Below are 16,591 nucleotides of genomic sequence, written 5' to 3' on the forward strand. Positions count from 1 at the left end.
GCCTCGCGTCCGTCACGCGGTCGACGGGGCTACCAGCCGCCGGACCGGACCGCGTGCGGTGTGAGCGCGTGTTGCAGGGCCAGACTCGCAGCGCCGCCCGCGGCGGCGTCGAGTCCGGGGTCGGCGAGTTCGACGAGGACCCCGTGGATGCCCCGGGTGCGGGCGAACCGCTCGACCTGCTGTCGGATCTCCCGGACGTAGATCGCGCCGGCCTCCGCGAAGCCGGGGCCGGCGAGCACGATGCGGTCGAGGTCGAGGACGTTCACGACCGACAGCGCTGCCGCAGCGAGGTAGCGCGCTGATCGCTGGATCAGTGCGTGGCAGTCGACGTCGCCCTGGGCCGCTGCCTGCGCGATGCGGTCGAAGTCCACACGGAAGCGCTGGGCGTCACCCGTCAGGCCGAGGCGCGCAGCGAGGTCCGCGTCTGCTGCGGCCACGACGGCCCGCGGTGCCGCCAGCATCTCGAGGCACCCGCGCGCGCCGCACCAGCACTCCGGCCCGTCGATGTCGACGATCGTGTGGCCGATCTCGCCCACGTTCGACGACGCTCCGCGGGCGATGCTGCCGCCGACCATGATGCCGAGACCGAAGCCGTTCGACATGTAGAGCGTCGCGAAGTCCTGCGTGGACGGCACCCGCCCGGCCCAGTACTGGCCGAGGGCGGCGCACGCAGCGTCGTTGTCACGGACGACGGGGAGGCCGATGCGGGGCTCGAGCGCCTCGGGCAACGCGAAGGACTCCCACTCCGTCGCGGTGAGGGAGTGCCGTTCCGCTCCGGCACCGAGGTCGAGGCCGGCTCCGGCGACCCCGACGCCGACGACGGACTCGAGGGGGATGTCCAGTTGCACGAGCAGTTGCCCGAGTTCGCGGGCGATGCGCACGACGTCCTCACCGGGCGCGTCCTGCTCGATGCCCGGCGACACCAGACGTCCGACGACCGCACCGGCCAGGTCCGTGACCACGTAGGTCAGTCGGCCGGCGTCGAGGGACACCCCGACGGCGAACCGTCCGGTGGTGTTGAGCTCGAGGAGGCTGCTCCGTTTGCCGCCGGTCGAGTCGAGGAAACCGACCTCCACGACGAGTCCCTCGTCCAGGAGGGTCTTCACGATGCGCGTGATGGACGTCGGCGTCAAGCCGGACCGTGCTGCCAGTTCTGCGCGGGTGACGGTCCGGCCCGAGCGCACCATGTCGAGCACGGCGCTCCGGGTGGCCGCCGAGGACGGCCCGAGCCGCCGGCCGGTCACGTCGTCTCCCGGGGCACGACGACCGGAGCGGGCATCGCGACCGCTGGCAGCACCGAGTCATCGACGGCCCGCACGGCTGCCTCACCGAGCACGGCCCCGATCTCCCGACCACGGCGGTCGATCGCGGTGATCGGGAGACTCGCACTCTGACAGACGAGCGAGTCGCTCCGGCAGATGAGCGCGACGTCCTCCGGGACGCGGATGCCCGCCTCCCGGAGACCGGTGAGCACGGCGACCGCGTCGTGGTCGCCGTCGACGACGAGGACCGTACGACCGCTCCCGTCGGACTCTGCGCCGATCCGGAGGCAGGTCCCGACGACGTCGTCCGTCCGGACGACCTCGGTGACGGTGTCGTCCGGTCCGAGTTCGTCCCCGAACGGCTCGGCGGGTGCCGTGCCCGTCACCGAGACACGGCGCTCGGCGGGGTAGCCGTCGAGGTGCGCCGCGAGGGCCGCGGACGACGCTGCACGGTCGACGACCACCGCCGGGAAGTCGACCGGGAGCGTCGACGGAGCGAGCGCCACGAAGGGCATGTCGATCTGCCGGAGGAGCGCCGGGCGCGGGTCGTCACGCGACACCTCGAGCAGGATCACACCGGCGACCCCTCCGGCCCGCGCCCAGAGGCGGTAGACCCGGAGCTCCGCGTCCTCGTCCGCCACGGACCGGGTCACGAAGCGCTTCCCCGCGGCGACGAGCGGGCCGGCGATGGCGCGGACGACGGCTCCCGCCACTGGGTCACGGTCGTGCCCCTGTCGGATGACGAGCCCGATGGAGGCTCCCTGGTGGCTCATGCGGGTTCCTCCCGTCGTCCGGTCCGATGCGTGGGCACCGGGGACGGCACCGCAGGACAGCAGTCTGCCGGATCGTGCACCGGCTCGAGGCGCGCACGGGTGCGCCTACTTGAGTGCACCGGCCGCCATCCCCCGTTCGAACTGCCGCTGGAGCGCGATGTAGGCGACGATCGTCGGGATCGCCGTGATCACGGACGCGGCGAGGATCTTCGGGGTGTCGTCGTTGTACTGCCGACGGAAGAACTCGGGCAGCTGCGTGACCACCCCCAGCCCGTCGTCGATGAGGAAGACCTTCGGCAGCAGGTACGAGTTCCAGGCGTAGATGAGCACCAGCATCATCAGCGCCACCGCCATCGGTCGGGACAGCGGGACGAGGATGGACCAGAACACGCGCCAGGTGCTCGCGCCGTCGATCCGCGCAGCCTCGAACAGTGCGTCCGGGATCCCGTCGACGTAGCCGCGGGCGATGAGCACCGTGAACGGGATCTGCAGCGCGGCGATCGGCAGGATCACCGACCAGTACGTGCCCAACAGCCCGAGCCGTACCGCCGTCGTGTAGAGCGGAGCGATCAGGACGACCTCGGGCAACGTGAGCGCCGCCATCATGAGCCAGAAGTAGACCTCCTTGCCACGGACCCGCAACTTCGAGAAGCCGAACGCCGCCATGAGGGTGGCGAGGTAGACGATCACCATCGACGCGGCGGCGATGACGATCGTGTTGAGGAAGAACTTCGGGAAGCCGGGGACCTGCACGACGGCGAGGTAGTTCCGCCAGCCGGCGCCTTCGAAGCTCGTCTGCAGCATCGCGATGAGGGGCACCACGAACGGCACGACGGCGAGCGTCAGGACGAGTTGGAGGACGATCCTGGATCGTCGGGAACGGGTCTCAAACACCGGAGGTCTCCTTGCGACGGCGCACGGGTCGCGCGACGCGTTCGCGTCCGCGCATCTGCATGAGGACGGACACCGCGACGGCGATCACGAGGACGAGGATCGACAGGGCGGAGGCGAACCCGAGGTTCCGGTCGCTGCTCGCGGTCTCGGCGTAGATCATCGTGCCGAGGAACTCCGACGAGTGCGCCGGTCCGCCCTGCGTGATGAGCCAGGGGTTGTCGAACAACTTCAGGGCGGTGATGAAGTTGAGGATGGCGAGGGACACGATCACGGGTCGGAGGCTCGGCATGACGATCGAGAAGAGGACGCGGAGGTTCCCCGCACCGTCCAGCCGACCGGCCTCGACGAGCTCCGGGTCGACCTGCGCCATCCCCGCGTAGAGCAGGATGAAGCCGTACCCCACCGCGCCCCAGCAGCCGACGAGGACGACGACGACCAGGGACGTGGTCGACTGACCGACCCACGACTGCTCGAGCCCGGAGAGTCCGAGCCATCCGAGGACGTGGTTGACGGTGCCGTCGCTCTGCCAGACCTGCAGCTGCGCCGGCGCGAGGGTGGCCGGCGCGACCACCACGGGGATGACCACGAGCACCTTGTAGACGTTGGCGAAGCGTATCGACGAGTGCATCGCGGCTGCGAAGAGCGTCCCGCCGACGACCTGTACCGCGAACACGACGATGAAGTACACGAGCGTGTTCCGCAGCGCTCCCCACAGCACGGGGTCCTGCAACGCCTGGACGTAGTTGCCGAAGCCGACCGGCGTCATCAGTGCCCGACCGCCGGGCCAGTCGAAGAAGGAGAGGTAGCCCGAGTAGACGATGCTGTAGTAGATCAGACCGACCGAGATGACGAAGCCGGGCAGGATCCAGCGGAGTCCGCCGGGCAGGACGAGGGGGCGTCGACGCCGGGGGCGTCCCGCCCCCGGCGTCCGGCCGGCGCGGACGCCGGGCCGGACGGACGAGGAGGTGTTGATCACGATCGCGCCGTCCCGCTGCGGTCGGCCCGGCTCACTTCGTGCCGACCTCGCTGGCGACCGACGCCGCTTGCTGGTCGTCGGCGATGTCCTGGATCGACTTGTCCACCGAGGGGTCGAGCACCTGCTGCGTCGCGACGACGATCGCGTCGAGTGACTTCTCGGTGGCCTGCCACTGGCGGGACTCGCTCGCCTCGCTGCTGTCCGCGATGAGCTTCTCGATCGCCGGACGCTGGACGGACTCGTCCACGAGCTGGATGGAGTCCCAGTCGGGGCTGACGCCCTTGACCGCGGGCAGGAGGTCGATCGCGTTGGCCACGTTCTGCTGACCCTGCTCGTGGAGGGTCATCCAGGACACGAACGTCTTCGCGGCACCGATGTGCTCGGACGCCGAGTTGATCGCGATCCCGTAGTCGGCCTCGCTGAAGTACGCGGAACCGTTGCCCTTCCCGGCGACGTCCGGGAAGGCTGCCGGCAGCTGCACGAAGCACTTCGGACTGCTGACCCCGGCGGCCTCCATCGCGGCCTTGCACGAGTCGGCTCCGGCGTACTGCGTGTACCAGAAGCCCATCTGGACCATGGCCGCGTCGCCCTTCATGAACTCGTTGTTCGCGAGGGGGTACTGCGGGCCGTCGAGAGCGTCCTTCGGGATGATCCCGTCGTCCTGCATCTTCTCGATGATCCGGAGGACCTCGATGCCGTTCGCGTCGTTCCACTTCGCCTTGCCGGTGGACGCCTTGATGAACCACCCCGGGGCGACCGAGTTCGCGATAGCGTGGTACATGTCCGTCGGGAACGTGTCGCTGCCGCCGGCGCCCATCGTGAAGCAGGTCTTGCCGATCGCGGTGACCTTCTCGCAGGTGTCCACCCACGACCGGTAGTCGGTGGGGACATCCGCGCCGGCCTCGTCGAGGACGTCCTGGTTGTACCAGAGGAACCCGGCTGACATCCCGCCCAGCGGCAGTGAGACGAACCGTCCGTCCGAGCTGGTCAACTGCTCGACGTAGTCACCGCCGATGTCGTCCTTCCACCCGGCACCGAGCGTGCTCTTCGCGAGCGAGCTGAGGTCGAGCGCGTACGGCCCCCACAGGTCAGGCGACCCGCCGGCCGGCGAGAGGTCGAAGACGTCCGGACCCTTGCCGGAGTCGAGCGCCGGCGTGATCGTGTTCCGGTAGTCGACGTTCTCGAAGTTCTTGTACGTGACCTCGATGTCGGGGTACTGCTCGTTGAAGGCCTCGATGTACCGCTCGGCCACGGGGGTGTCCGGCGTCCACCCCCACCACGTCACCGAGCCCTTCTTCGCCGGCTTGACGTCCTCCCCGGCGTTCCCGGGGGACCCGGAGCAGCTGGTGATGAGCAGAGCGGCGGTCGCGGCGAGGGCCGCGGCGGTCAGGATCCGCGTTCGCTTCATTGTTCTTCCTTCACGTCGTTGTGCTGGGGGTGCACCGAGGTGCCCGTTCGGCGGCGAGCCTACGGACGCCGCTCCGCCCGCGCAAGAGTTCGAACCTATTTGTCACGAACTGGCACAGGGCGGCAGTTTGCCCGGCACATGCTCCTCACCGCCGCGGAGCGCGACTTAGTTGCACAGTGTTCATGACGGCACTAGCGTTGCCCCCGCCTGGCACGAAGGCACCCGCTTCACCGACGAAAGGACCCTTCCGTGGCCATCGAATCCGTCCTCCTCAACGTGCGCGACGTCGCGCAGTCCGCGGAGTTCTACACGCGTCACCTCGGCGCGACCGTCATCTCGTCCTCGCCCGACGCCGCCGAACTCGACCTCGTCGCCGCGCGCTTCGTGCTCACCCGCGTCGACGCGCCGGCGGAGTCCACGTGGATCGGCGACGACCTGCAGCGCGGCTTCCGGCACGTGGGCTTCAAGGTGGCCGACCTCGACGCCCGCGTCAGCGCGTTGCACGACGCCGGCGTCCCGTTCCACCTCGAGCCGATCGACGCCGAAGGCGGCGTGCGCATCACGTTCTTCTTCGACCCCGACGGGACGCTCCTCGAGCTCGTCGAAGGACCGTTGCAGTACCACGACGTCCACGACCAGCAGGCCGTGGACCGGGACTGGGGTCTCGGCGAACCGGACCGACCGCGTTTCGACCACGTGGCCGAGACCGTCGCGGACATCGACCGGACGACCGAGTTCTTCGCCGAGCTCGGCTACGTCCGCATGGCGGGCATCCACCAGCCGAGTGACGACCGGGGCTTCGAGATCACCTTCCTCCGGGCCGGTGACAGCTCGCTCGAGGTCTTCACCTACGACCGTGCGGAGAAGCAGGAGCGGACGCCGCAACTCGACGCCCTCGGGTTCGCGGCCGTGGCCTTCGGAGCGACCGGGACCAAGTCGGCCCCCGCGGCAGGAGCGGGCGGCGGCAGCGTCGCCCTCGCCGTCGGCACCCTGCTCGGCCAGGACGTCCGCACGGACCCGGACGGTCTGCCGTTCATCGTCGCCTCGGCATGAACGCCGGTCTCCTCCGACCCCTCGGCCGCACGGGACTGCTCGTCAGTCCGGTCACCCTGGGCGGGGCCCCGCTGGGCAGCATGCCCGAGAACTTCGGCCACGAGGTCGCCGAGGCGGACGCGGTCGCGCTCGTCGGCGCGGTGCTCCGCAGCGGCATCCGGACGATCGACACGGCCAACGGGTACTCGGACGGCCGGAGCGAAGCCCGCATCGGTCGCGCGATCGCCGAGTCCGGTGGTGTCCCCGACGACGTCACGGTCATCACGAAGGTAGACGCGCGGGACGGCGACTACAGCGGCGACCGCGTCCGCCGGTCGATCGCCGAGAGCATCGAGCGCCTCGGCATCGCCCCGCTGCCCCTGGTGCACCTGCACGACCCGGAGTTCCACGACTTCGGTGCGCTGTCCGGCCCCGGCGGAGCGCTCGAGGCGCTCGTGGCCGCGCGGGAGCGGGGCGAGGTCGAGCACATCGGTCTCGCCGGTGGGAACGTGCACGAGATGCGCCGCTGGCTCGACCTCGGGGTGTTCGAGGTCCTGCTCGTCCACAACCGCTGGACGGTCGTCGACCGGAGCGCCGGACCGCTCCTCGACCGGGCCGCGGAACTCGGCGTCGGCGTCGTCAACGCCGCCGTGCTCGGCGGCGGGATCCTCACCGACGAGACCGGGCGGACGACGTCGTACGGGTACCGCCCGGCGCCGCCCGCGACCCTGCGCGCGATCACGGCGATGCGCGAACTCTGCCACGACGCCGGGACGACGCTCGCCGCAGCGGCGCTGCGCTTCTCGACCCGCGACCCGCGCTTCGCCAGCACGATCGTCGGGATCAGCCGGCCGGAACGCATCCGGCCGACCCTCGACGCCGCCGACCTGGACCTGCCGGACGCCTTCTGGGCGTCCCTCGAGGACCTGGTCCCCACCCCCGACAACTGGCTCGACGCGCCGGACGCGCGCTGAGCCTCCCGACCGGCCGCCCGGCCGCCACCGACCCAACGAAACCGAGGCCCACATGCCACTCGTCCGCATCGACATGCACACCCCCCTCGCCGACCTCCGACCGCAGATGAGCGAGGCGATCAACTCCGCCCTGGCCGACGGCTGGGGGATGCCCGCCGACGACCTGTTCCAGGTCTTCCAGCTGCACGAACCCGGTGACCTGTTCTACAGCCGCACCTTCCCCGAGGCGGACCGGACGGACATCGTCTTCGTCGAGATCCTCGCCTACACCGGGTACTCGCCCGAGGTGAAGCAGCGCGGCGCCGCCCTCGTCGTCGACCGCCTCGCCGCCCTCGGCATCAAGCGCGACAACGTGCTCATCGCCATCCACGAGAACGGCGACGGCGACTGGCTCGCCCCGTCCGCGGTGCAGTGACCATGCGTCGCAGCGACCTGCCCGCCGACTTCGTCCTCGGCGCCGCGACCGCCTCGTACCAGATCGAGGGGGCGACGCAGGCGGACGGCCGCGGCGCGAGCATCTGGGACACCTTCGCCCGGGTGCCGGGCGCGATCGCCGACGGGTCCACCGGTGACCCGGCGGACGACCACTACCGCCGGATGCCGGAGGACGTGTCGCTCATCGCCGACCTCGGCTTCGACGCGTACCGGTTCTCGATCGCCTGGCCGCGCATCCAGGCCGACGGCACCGGCCCGGTGAACCCCGCCGGCATCGACTTCTACCGGCGGCTGGCCGAGGGGCTCCTCGAGCAGGGCGTCACTCCCTGGGCGACGCTGTACCACTGGGACCTCCCGCAGGCGCTCGAGGACCGCGGAGGGTGGCTTGAACGGGACACCGCCGCACGCTTCGCCGAGTACGCAGCGCTCGTGACCGAGCAGCTCGGCGACGTGGTCACCGACTGGATCACCCTGAACGAGCCCTGGTGTTCGTCGTTCCTCGGCTACGCCAGCGGGGTGCACGCACCGGGGCGGCACGAGGGAGCCCGGTCCGCGCAGGCGGCACACCACCTCCTGCTCGGGCACGGACTGGCGCTGGAGGCGGTCCGGGCGACGCGGCCCGAGGCCCGAGTCGGCACGACGCTGAACCTGTACTCGGTGCGTCCGGCGTCGGACTCCGCCGAGGACCGCGACGCCGCACGCCGGATCGACGGCCTGAGCAATCGCTTCTTCCTCGACCCGGTGTTGCGTGGGAGCTACCCGGCCGACGTGCTCGAGGACCTCGGGCAGACGTCGTGGTTCACCGAGCACGCCACGGCGGAGGACCTGCAGCGGATCGCCGCGCCGATCGACTTCCTCGGCATCAACTACTACAGCCGGCACACGGTGGCGGCGCCGGCCGACGTCGACGAGGCTGGCACCACGGAGCCGAGCGCCTACCCCGGCAGCGAGCGGGTGCGGTTCGTGCGGACCGGGGCAGCGGTGACCGGGATGGACTGGGAGGTCCACCCGGACGGCATGGTCGACGTCCTGCGGCAGGCGCACGACCTGGCGCCGGAACTGCCGCTGTACATCACGGAGAACGGGTCGGCGTACCCCGACCCGGACCACGTCGGGCCGGAGGGGGAGGTCGTCGACCCCGACCGGACGGCGTACCTCCGCGCACACCTCGGAGCGTGCGCAGCCGCCGTCGACGCCGGGTTGCCCTTGCGCGGGTACTTCGCGTGGTCGTTGATGGACAACTGGGAGTGGGCCTGGGGCTACTCACGGCGGTTCGGCATCGTGCACGTGGACTACGAGACGCAGCAGCGGACCGTGAAGCAGAGCGGGCACTGGCTCACGGCGTTCCTCCGCGACGCGGACTGATCCGCGGTCACGCGAGCCGTCCGCGCCGCAGTCCAGCGGGGACGGCGATGACGGACGGGAGGCGCGGTGCCGGCTGGCACCGCGCCTCCCGTCCGTCGTGCTGTCGACGGCCCGACGCTCACAGCCCCGGGATCGCCACCACCCGCTCGTGGTCCCACGGCTCGGTCCACCCGACCCGGTCGAACAGGCCGTCGAGCAGCGTCGCGGTGAAGCCCCAGACGACGTGCGAGCCGGACCCGGTGCGGACCGTGAAGGCCGGACCGCGCGACTCCCTGCCGTCGCGGTGGAACACCGTGACGCCGCGGTTCGCCGGGTCGAGCAGATCGGCGACCGGTGCCCGGAAGACGGCTGCCGACTCCGCCTCGTCCACGACCCTGACCGGCGACGGCGTACGCCACCACCCGAGCACCGGGGTGACCAGGTGCCGCGAGTGGGCGAGCGGCACCGGTGCGGCAGCACCGAGCACGTCGACGCCCGTGACGTCCAGGCCGGTCTCCTCACGGGCCTCCCGGAGGGCGGCAGCGACGGCGTCGACGTCGCCGGGGTCGACCCGGCCGCCCGGGAACGCCACCTCGCCGGCGTGTGAGCGCAGGGTGGCGGCACGGGCGAGCAGGAGCACGTCGAGGTCCCGCGAGACGTCATCGGCTCGAGCGCGACGCGCACTCGGGACGCGATCGAGCGTGCCGAAGAGCATGAGCACCGCCGCCCGCCGTGGGGACGGGGCCGCGGGCATCCCGGTGACGAGGGGCGCCGTGCCGGGTGCGACGGCCGCCGCGAGCTGTCCCCGCGCGCTCACAGCGCCCTCGGAACGACGGAGACGGAGGACGTGCAGGGCGAGGTCATCAGATCAGCCTAGGCACCGGGCGGTGTCCGAGCCGGCCCGCGCTGTGCGGAGAGCGTCGACGGGTCCGGCCGGTCACGGCACCCCCTGGCTGGCCAGGGGGTCGTCGCCGGGTCCGCACGCTGTTCCGCGAGCGTCGGGACGGCTGTGATCGAGGCATGACAACGACCACCACGACCCAGACCCTCGTCCACCACGAGACCGCGTTGGCGCTCCTCGGCGTCACCCGCACCCACGGCACCGGCGACGCGAGCGTTACCGCGCTCCGCGACGTCACCCTCGAACTCCCCACCGGCTCCTGGACCGCGATCATGGGTCCGTCCGGCTCCGGGAAGTCGACCCTCCTGCAGATCGCCGCCGGCCTCGACCACGTCGACTCCGGCCGCGTCGTCCTCGGCGGGACGGACATCACCGACGCCACGGACCACGAGCGCACGCTGCTGCGCCGGAACCGCATCGGGTTCGTCTTCCAGGCGTTCAACCTCATCGCGTCGCTGACCGCGGAGCAGAACGTCGCGCTGCCGCTCGAACTCGCGGGTCGCCACCCGTCCCGACAGATGATCCGCGACGCCCTCAGCCGCGTCGGCCTGGGCGACCGGGTGGGACACCGGCCACGGGAGCTCTCCGGCGGGCAGCAACAGCGCGTCGCGATCGCCCGCGCGATGATCACCGCACCCGAGGTCCTGTTCGCCGACGAGCCGACCGGGGCGCTCGACTCCACCGCCGCCCGCGTGGTCCTGGCGATGATGCGCGAGATGACCGACGCCGGGCAGACCATCCTCATGGTCACCCACGACCCGGCTGCCGCGGCCGCCGCCGACTCCACCGTGTTCCTCCGCGACGGCCAGCTCGTCGACGCACTCACCGGCGCCGACGCCGCCACGATCGCGAACCGCCTCGTCAGCCTGGAGACGGGACGATGAACCGCATCGCACTGAGCGGGTTCCGGGAGCGCTGGCAGACGTACGTCGGCGCGGTCGTCACCGTCGCCCTCGGCGTCGGGCTCGTGCAGGCGTCGCTGCTGCTCCTGCTGTCCGTGCTCGGCATGCAGCCGGCGGCCGACGCCGACGCGCTCACCCAGGCCCGGTCCGACGGCAGCAGGATCGTCGCGGTCACCGTCGTCTCCGTCACCCTCGGGTTCGCCGCCTTCCTCGCGGTGTTCATCATCGCGTCGACCTTCGCCTTCTCGGTCACCGAGCGTCGACGGGACCTCGCCCTGCTGCGCATCGTCGGAGCCGAGGTCGGGCAGGTGCGGCGGATGCTCCGTGGCGAGGCCGTCGTCCTCGGCCTCGTCGGGGCCGTGCTCGGCATCCCGGCCGGCATCGCACTGATGGCGGTGGAGACGCGCATGCTCGTGATCGCCGGTTTCGTGCCGTCGGGCTTCTCCCCGGTCTGGCACGTGTGGATCGTCCCCGCGTCCCTCGCCGTCGGGATCGGCCTCGCATCTGCCGGGGTCGCGGTCGCCGCTCGGCGAGCCGCCCGGGTCGACCCGCTCGACGCGGTGCGGGAGACCGGCGCCGCGGCACGACCGATGACGCGGTCGCGGTGGATCGGTGGGCTCGTGCTCGCCGTGGCGACGGTCGCCCTGGTCGTCCTCGCACCCGTGGGTGGGCTCGCCGGCGCGCAGGCGATGGCGATGTCCGCCGGCATCACCGGCGCACTCGCGATCACGATGACCGCCCCGGTGCTCGTGCCGCTCGTGGCCGCCGTCCTCCCGCGTCCGCGTTCGGCGGTCGGGTCGTTGGCCGTCGCGGAACTCCGCGACGCCCGGACCCGCTCGGCCTCCACCGCCGCCCCGCTCGTCGTCCTGCTGGCCCTGGTGCTGAGCCAGCCGATCGCGATGCTGTCCTTCTCGGACGCCGCGACCGCCCAGATCGCGCGGGGCACGGACGCGGACCTCGTGCTGCAGACGACCGGCGTGTTCACCGCGGACCCGGCTTCGGTGCCCGGGGTCGCGGCCGCGTCCACCGAGTGGGCCGTCCCCGTGCGGGTCCAGCCGTCCGGGTCGGCCGTCCCGGGGATGTCCGAGGAACTCGCGGGGACGCCGCTCGCCGTCACGACGGAGGCCCTCGTGGTCGACCCCGAGGGGTTCGCGGCAGCACACCCCGGTGCGGGCGCCGCGATGCAGGACCTCGGCGGTCGGTCCGCGGCCCCCGGCCCCGGTGCGACCGGACTCGGTCTCGGACGAGCCGGGACCGTGGCCATCGGTGACCGTGCCCTCGGGGCGGTCCGGTTCGGCCTCCCCGTCCCGGCCGGGAGCGCCGAGCAGGTCGGGATCGTCGTCCCCCGGGACCTGGTGCCGGCGGACGTCCTGGCCGACAGCCCCGCGACCACGTTCGTCGTCCTCGACCAGGGCGCGGACCGCGAGGCCGTCACCGCCGCCCTCGCCCGCATCGGGACGGTGGCGGAGACCGACGCCTGGGCGGCGGACGCCGGGGCAGCCGGCCTCGACCAGAACACCCGCGTCCTGCTCGTCGTGATGGCGGTCGGAGCGCTCTACGCGGTGATCGGTGTCCTCAACGCCGTCGCGATCGCGACCTCCGGCCGACGCCGGGCCTTCGCGGTGGCCCGCGCGAGCGGGATGACGCGCGGACAGGTCCTGGCCGCGGCGACACTCGAGACCGTCCTCGTCGCCGGCTCGGCGGTCGGGCTGGCGCTCGTCGCGACCGCGATGACCGCGGCGGCCGTGCTCGCCGGGACGGCCCAGGCCACGGGAGCAGCGGTGCTGCACGTGCCGTGGCTCCTCGTCGTCGTGGCGAGCGGCGGCGGACTCGTCCTGACGGGGGCGGCCGGGCTCGTGGCGGCGGCGGTCGCGACGCGTCAGGGCCCCGCGACGCTCCTGGCAGCGCGAGGATAGGCCCGTGACGGAGAGACGACGACGGTACGTCGACGAGTGGCGCGGCTGGACCGGGCGGACCTGGTACCTCCTGACGGCGCTCCCGGTGGACCTCGTCGGCTTCGTCGTCGTCCTGACCCTGCTGTGTCTGGGACTCGGGCTGGGGATCGTGTGGGTGGGGCTCCCGGTGCTGGCCGTGACCGTGCGGATCGGACGCCTGCTCGGGGTGTTCGCCCGTCGCCGGGCGGGCAGGGTCGGCGAGGTCCCGGACGCTCCGGACTGGACGGTCCGTCCTGACCTCCCGACCGGCGTCCCCGGGGTGCGGTTGGTGGCGCCGCTCGCCGACACCAGGAACTGGGCCGCGACCGCCCACGCCCTCGCGACCTTCCCGGTGTCGGTCGCCACGTGGGTGGCCACGGTGACGTGGGGCGCGCTCGCACTGGGCGCCGTCACGTACCCGGCGTGGACCTGGGCCGTCACCCCGGCCGACGACATCTGGCTGGAGCGGGTGGCCGCGGGCATCGGGGAGACCGGGCAGTGGACCGGGACGGTGCTCCGGCCGCTGGTCGTCGTCCTCGCCGGACTCGTCCTCGCCGCGACGTTCCCGATCGTCACACGCGTCCTGATCGTGCCGCACCTGGTGCTCGCCGGACTCCTCCTCGGGGAGCGGCAGGACGTCCGACTGCTCCGCGGGGCGCAGCGCGCCGAGGCCGGACGTCGGGCCGCCCTCCTCGCCGAGGACGCGTCGCTGCGCCGGCTCGAGCGGGACATCCACGACGGCCCCCAGCAGCAGCTGCTCCGCCTGCAGTACGACCTGGCCATCGCCCTCCGCCGGTTCCCGGACGACACCGCAGCCGCCGAGCGGCTCGTCGAGGAGTCGTTGGACCGGTCGAAGGCCGTGCTCGAGACGATCCGGAACCTCTCCCGCGGGCTCGCACCGCCGATCCTCCAGGACCGTGGTCTCGCGGCGGCCGTCGAGGCCCTGGCCGAGGACAGTGTCCTGCCGACGACGGCGGACGTCCGGCTGGACGCCGCCGGGGCCGGGCTCGCCGCCGTCGAGCGGAGTGCCTACGCGATCCTGTCGGAACTGCTCACGAACGTGACGAAGCACGCCCACGCGAGCAGCGCGAGGATCCGGGCGGTGGCCGCCCCGGGCGGCGACCTCGAACTGGAGGTCCGCGACGACGGGGTCGGCGGTGCTCGACTCGACCCCGGCCATGGTCTGGACGGACTCCGGGACCGTGTGGAGGGCCTCCAGGGCGTGTTCACGGTCACCAGCCCACCCGGGGGACCGACCGTGGTGCGGGTCCGCATCCCGGTCCCCGTCGAGGCACCGGCGACCGGAGGCCGTACCCTGGCCGGGTGACCCTCGGAGCAGGTGCAGTCCCCGCGTTGCGCATCGTCCTCGCCGAGGACTCGGTCCTGCTCCGGGAGGGCACGATCCGCCTGTTCGAGGAGGCCGGGTTCACGATCGGCGGGTCGTACGGTGACGCCGGCGCCCTGCTCGCGGAACTCGCCACCGTGCGACCGGACGTCGCCGTGCTCGACGTGCGGATGCCGCCCACGTTCCGGGACGAGGGCCTCCGCGCGGCGATCCGGATCCGGACCGAGCACCCCGAGGTGGCGGTGCTGCTCCTCAGTCAGTACGCCGAACTCGACTACGCCCGGGAACTCCTGGCGACCGGCGAACACCACGTCGGGTACCTGTTGAAGGACCGGATCTCGTCGATCGACGACCTCCGGGACGACGTCGCCCGGGTCGCCCGCGGCGGTCTGGTCCTCGATCCGCAGATCGTGCAGCGGCTCATCGCCCGCCGGACCGACCCGGTCGAGCGCCTCACGCCACGGGAACGCGACGTCCTCCGGCTCATCGCCGAGGGGCAGACCAACCAGGCGGTCGCGCACCGGCTGCGCATCGCGGTCGCCTCCGTCGAGAAGCACATCAGCTCGATCTTCACCAAGCTCGACCTCGAACCGACACCCGACGCGCACCGGCGGGTGCTCGCCGTGCTCGCCTGGCTGCGGGGCGGCGGCGCCTGACGCCAGCGGGACCCTGACGACACCGGACCGGGAGGACCACCGGATGCCACTGCCCGACCACATCGTGATCCGCCGCACCGGCCGCGACGACTGGGCCGCGTTCCGCGACCTGCGCCTGCGGATGCTCGCGGACACGCCGCTCGCGTTCCTCGAGACCCTGGCGCACGCACGACAGCTCGACGAGGACGAGTGGCGTCGGCGTGCCGGCAGCGGTGCCGACGACGACACGCCCTGGTTCGTCGCCGAGGACGTGACGACCGGTGCCTGGGCCGGCATCATGGGCGGTCGCCTCGACGGCGGGCACCCGCTCCTGGTCAGTGTGTTCGTCGACCCGCACCATCGTGGCCGGGAGTCGGGCGTGACGGACGCCCTCCTCGACGCAGTGGAGGACTGGGCACGGGGCCACGGTGACCGTTTCCTGCTGCACGTGCACGAGGAGAACCCGCGCGCCATCGCCTTCTACCGTCGCCGCGGGTTCGTCCCGACCGGCCGCCGCGTGCCCTACCCCCTGCCGCCACACGGCGAGGAGCTGGAGCTGGTGAAGTCCCTGCGCTGACCGGTCCCCGGCCGGCCGACGTTGTCCGCTGCACGCGCCCCTGTGCGGCACGACCGGGGTGTTCCCGGGCAACGGGTCTTTGATGGTCTGGCGAAAGGGGCTCCCGATGAAGACCATCCACTACGACAGCACCGCGATCCTCACCAGTGACGACGTCGCCGACGCCGTGATCGAGTACGCCGCAGCGCTCTCTGGAGGCGACCGGGCCGACACCGTGGCCGTGCCGAGCGTCGCCGAGGACGGCACGATGACGACGACGAAGATCCTCATCGGACCGTCGAGCGAGGTCGTCGTCTCGGACGCCGAAGAGGACGAGCTCGAGCTCGAGAACGACGAGTTCGTCGCCCGGTTGCGCGCCGCTGCCCGCACGTTCGGGCACGACACCGTGATCCACGCCGACACCCGGTCGGACCTGACCGAGGGCGACGAGGAGCCCGGAGCCCCGGCGGAGCCGGCGAAGCCCTGAGCCGCGGGACGGCCTCCCGCTCGTCAGCGCGAGGCGGCGGCGGACCGCAGCGTCGCTTCCGCGTCGTCGAGGTAGTCGCCCAGCAGCGTCGCCGCGCCGTCCCGGTCGCCGGTGCGCAGCGCTGCGACGATCGCCTCGTTCCGGTCGACGAAGTCCGCGTGGAACGCGGCCGGGTCGTCAGTGGTGAGGAACGCGAGCCGCATCTCGGCGAGCAGCGAGTCCATGAGCACGTGCAGCCGCTCGCTGGGCACGGCCCGGACGAGTTCCGAGTGGAAGCGGATGTCCGCGGTGCCGACCGCGCGCCAGTCCCCGGCGACGGCGGCAGCGCGGGCGTCCGCGACGGCGGCGGCCGCGGCGGCCAGGGCGGGGGACTCCGGGGCGCAGGCGCGGATGCCCGCCTCCTCGAGGACCCGACGGGCCGCGTAGAGGTCCGTCACGTCGTCGGCAGACAGGCGCTGGACGAACACCCCGCGGTTGAAGACGTGCTCGACGAGCCGGTCGCGGGCGAGCAGCCGGAAGGCCTCGCGCAGCGTGTTCCGTGAGACGCCGAGCTGGTCGCTCAGCCGCTCCTCGGACAAGCGCGCCCCCGGCATGAAGGCACCGTCCGCGATCGAGGACCGAAGTCGGGCCGCGGTCGACTCAGCGCCGCTGACGGTTCGGGTCATGGCCTGATCCTGACAGAGGGAGCGTCCGGACCGGCCGAACGCGGGCTCGTGTGACCGCCGTGTTACAG

17 protein-coding genes are annotated in these 16,591 nt (G+C 72.3%); 10 read left to right on the top strand and 7 right to left on the bottom strand.

Annotated elements, in window-relative coordinates:
- Nucleotides 1-29: 29 nt before the first annotated feature.
- The 5 genes from DEI83_RS12810 to DEI83_RS12830 form a co-directional block, all read right to left on the bottom strand.
- On the bottom strand, nucleotides 30-1,244 hold the full coding sequence (locus tag DEI83_RS12810) for an ROK family transcriptional regulator (protein ID WP_258367602.1): 1,215 nt from the start codon (nucleotides 1,242-1,244) through the stop codon (nucleotides 30-32).
- Nucleotides 1,241-2,035, bottom strand: a complete 795-nt coding sequence (locus DEI83_RS12815) for a substrate-binding domain-containing protein (protein WP_111082336.1) — start codon at nucleotides 2,033-2,035, stop codon at nucleotides 1,241-1,243. Before DEI83_RS12815 ends, DEI83_RS12810 begins: the two co-directional genes overlap by 4 nt.
- Nucleotides 2,036-2,140: 105 nt before the next feature.
- Nucleotides 2,141-2,929: a carbohydrate ABC transporter permease gene (locus DEI83_RS12820; RefSeq protein ID WP_110911029.1), complete on the bottom strand. Its 789-nt coding sequence runs from the start codon at nucleotides 2,927-2,929 to the stop codon at nucleotides 2,141-2,143.
- Complete coding sequence (locus DEI83_RS12825; protein ID WP_111082337.1) at nucleotides 2,922-3,905, bottom strand: carbohydrate ABC transporter permease; 984 nt, start codon at nucleotides 3,903-3,905, stop codon at nucleotides 2,922-2,924. Before DEI83_RS12825 ends, DEI83_RS12820 begins: the two co-directional genes overlap by 8 nt.
- 31 nt (nucleotides 3,906-3,936) lie before the next feature.
- Nucleotides 3,937-5,313: an ABC transporter substrate-binding protein gene (locus DEI83_RS12830; protein ID WP_111082338.1), complete on the bottom strand. Its 1,377-nt coding sequence runs from the start codon at nucleotides 5,311-5,313 to the stop codon at nucleotides 3,937-3,939.
- A 249-nt stretch (nucleotides 5,314-5,562) separates the two neighbouring features.
- On the opposite strand from DEI83_RS12830, the gene DEI83_RS12835 reads away from it, so the two are divergent.
- Genes DEI83_RS12835 through DEI83_RS12850 form a run of 4 tightly spaced genes read left to right on the top strand, consistent with a single transcriptional unit; the run spans nucleotide 5,563 to nucleotide 9,119 of the window.
- On the top strand, nucleotides 5,563-6,366 hold the full coding sequence (locus tag DEI83_RS12835; RefSeq protein ID WP_111082339.1) for a VOC family protein: 804 nt from the start codon (nucleotides 5,563-5,565) through the stop codon (nucleotides 6,364-6,366).
- Nucleotides 6,363-7,319, top strand: a complete 957-nt coding sequence (locus DEI83_RS12840; protein WP_111082340.1) for an aldo/keto reductase — start codon at nucleotides 6,363-6,365, stop codon at nucleotides 7,317-7,319. The genes DEI83_RS12835 and DEI83_RS12840 overlap by 4 nt, the downstream gene beginning before the upstream one ends.
- A 52-nt stretch (nucleotides 7,320-7,371) precedes the next feature.
- Nucleotides 7,372-7,734 carry a tautomerase family protein gene (locus DEI83_RS12845; RefSeq protein ID WP_110890893.1) on the top strand — a complete coding sequence of 121 codons (363 nt, stop codon included), beginning with the start codon at nucleotides 7,372-7,374 and terminating at the stop codon, nucleotides 7,732-7,734.
- A 2-nt stretch (nucleotides 7,735-7,736) separates the two neighbouring features.
- Nucleotides 7,737-9,119, top strand: a complete 1,383-nt coding sequence (locus DEI83_RS12850) for a GH1 family beta-glucosidase (protein WP_181431223.1) — start codon at nucleotides 7,737-7,739, stop codon at nucleotides 9,117-9,119.
- Between the two features lie 118 nt (nucleotides 9,120-9,237).
- Here DEI83_RS12850 and DEI83_RS12855 read toward each other — a convergent pair whose 3' ends face one another.
- Nucleotides 9,238-9,915 (bottom strand): NUDIX hydrolase, encoded by a 678-nt coding sequence (locus tag DEI83_RS12855; protein WP_375334669.1) that lies wholly within the window; start codon nucleotides 9,913-9,915, stop codon nucleotides 9,238-9,240.
- A 203-nt stretch (nucleotides 9,916-10,118) separates the two neighbouring features.
- Here DEI83_RS12855 and DEI83_RS12860 point away from each other — a divergent pair, with 203 nt between their 5' ends.
- The 6 genes from DEI83_RS12860 to DEI83_RS12885 all read left to right on the top strand — a co-directional run bounded on the left by DEI83_RS12860 (nucleotide 10,119) and on the right by DEI83_RS12885 (nucleotide 15,858).
- Entirely contained in the window at nucleotides 10,119-10,883 is a 765-nt protein-coding gene (locus DEI83_RS12860) for an ABC transporter ATP-binding protein (protein WP_111082342.1), read from the top strand.
- Nucleotides 10,880-12,817: an ABC transporter permease gene (locus tag DEI83_RS12865; protein ID WP_111082343.1), complete on the top strand. Its 1,938-nt coding sequence runs from the start codon at nucleotides 10,880-10,882 to the stop codon at nucleotides 12,815-12,817. Before DEI83_RS12860 ends, DEI83_RS12865 begins: the two co-directional genes overlap by 4 nt.
- Nucleotides 12,818-12,821: 4 nt before the next feature.
- Entirely contained in the window at nucleotides 12,822-14,162 is a 1,341-nt protein-coding gene (locus DEI83_RS12870; protein ID WP_111082344.1) for a sensor histidine kinase, read from the top strand.
- On the top strand, nucleotides 14,159-14,836 hold the full coding sequence (locus DEI83_RS12875) for a response regulator transcription factor (RefSeq protein ID WP_258371197.1): 678 nt from the start codon (nucleotides 14,159-14,161) through the stop codon (nucleotides 14,834-14,836). The genes DEI83_RS12870 and DEI83_RS12875 overlap by 4 nt, the downstream gene beginning before the upstream one ends.
- Nucleotides 14,837-14,879: 43 nt before the next feature.
- Nucleotides 14,880-15,392, top strand: a complete 513-nt coding sequence (locus DEI83_RS12880; RefSeq protein ID WP_258371198.1) for a GNAT family N-acetyltransferase — start codon at nucleotides 14,880-14,882, stop codon at nucleotides 15,390-15,392.
- Between the two features lie 106 nt (nucleotides 15,393-15,498).
- Nucleotides 15,499-15,858 (top strand): hypothetical protein, encoded by a 360-nt coding sequence (locus DEI83_RS12885; protein WP_111082346.1) that lies wholly within the window; start codon nucleotides 15,499-15,501, stop codon nucleotides 15,856-15,858.
- Between the two features lie 23 nt (nucleotides 15,859-15,881).
- On the opposite strand, the gene DEI83_RS12890 is transcribed toward DEI83_RS12885, so the two are convergent.
- Nucleotides 15,882-16,523 carry a GntR family transcriptional regulator gene (locus DEI83_RS12890; protein ID WP_111082347.1) on the bottom strand — a complete coding sequence of 214 codons (642 nt, stop codon included), beginning with the start codon at nucleotides 16,521-16,523 and terminating at the stop codon, nucleotides 15,882-15,884.
- Nucleotides 16,524-16,591: the final 68 nt, after the last annotated feature.

The sequence above is a fragment of the Curtobacterium sp. MCBD17_021 genome, assembly GCF_003234525.1.
In the GTDB taxonomy this organism is placed as follows: domain Bacteria; phylum Actinomycetota; class Actinomycetes; order Actinomycetales; family Microbacteriaceae; genus Curtobacterium.

Bases quoted from the DNA above. Each gene is read 5' to 3' on its own strand.
- DEI83_RS12815 (WP_111082336.1), bottom strand. From the start codon at position 2,035: ATGAGCCACCAGGGAGCCTCCATCGGGCTCGTCATCCGACAGGGGCAC.
- DEI83_RS12830 (WP_111082338.1), bottom strand. From the start codon at position 5,313: ATGAAGCGAACGCGGATCCTGACCGCCGCGGCCCTCGCCGCGACCGCC.
- DEI83_RS12840 (WP_111082340.1), top strand. From the start codon at position 6,363: ATGAACGCCGGTCTCCTCCGACCCCTCGGCCGCACGGGACTGCTCGTC.
- DEI83_RS12845 (WP_110890893.1), top strand. From the start codon at position 7,372: ATGCCACTCGTCCGCATCGACATGCACACCCCCCTCGCCGACCTCCGA.
- DEI83_RS12850 (WP_181431223.1), top strand. From the start codon at position 7,737: ATGCGTCGCAGCGACCTGCCCGCCGACTTCGTCCTCGGCGCCGCGACC.
- DEI83_RS12860 (WP_111082342.1), top strand. From the start codon at position 10,119: ATGACAACGACCACCACGACCCAGACCCTCGTCCACCACGAGACCGCG.
- DEI83_RS12865 (WP_111082343.1), top strand. From the start codon at position 10,880: ATGAACCGCATCGCACTGAGCGGGTTCCGGGAGCGCTGGCAGACGTAC.
- DEI83_RS12880 (WP_258371198.1), top strand. From the start codon at position 14,880: ATGCCACTGCCCGACCACATCGTGATCCGCCGCACCGGCCGCGACGAC.
- DEI83_RS12885 (WP_111082346.1), top strand. From the start codon at position 15,499: ATGAAGACCATCCACTACGACAGCACCGCGATCCTCACCAGTGACGAC.
- DEI83_RS12890 (WP_111082347.1), bottom strand. From the start codon at position 16,523: ATGACCCGAACCGTCAGCGGCGCTGAGTCGACCGCGGCCCGACTTCGG.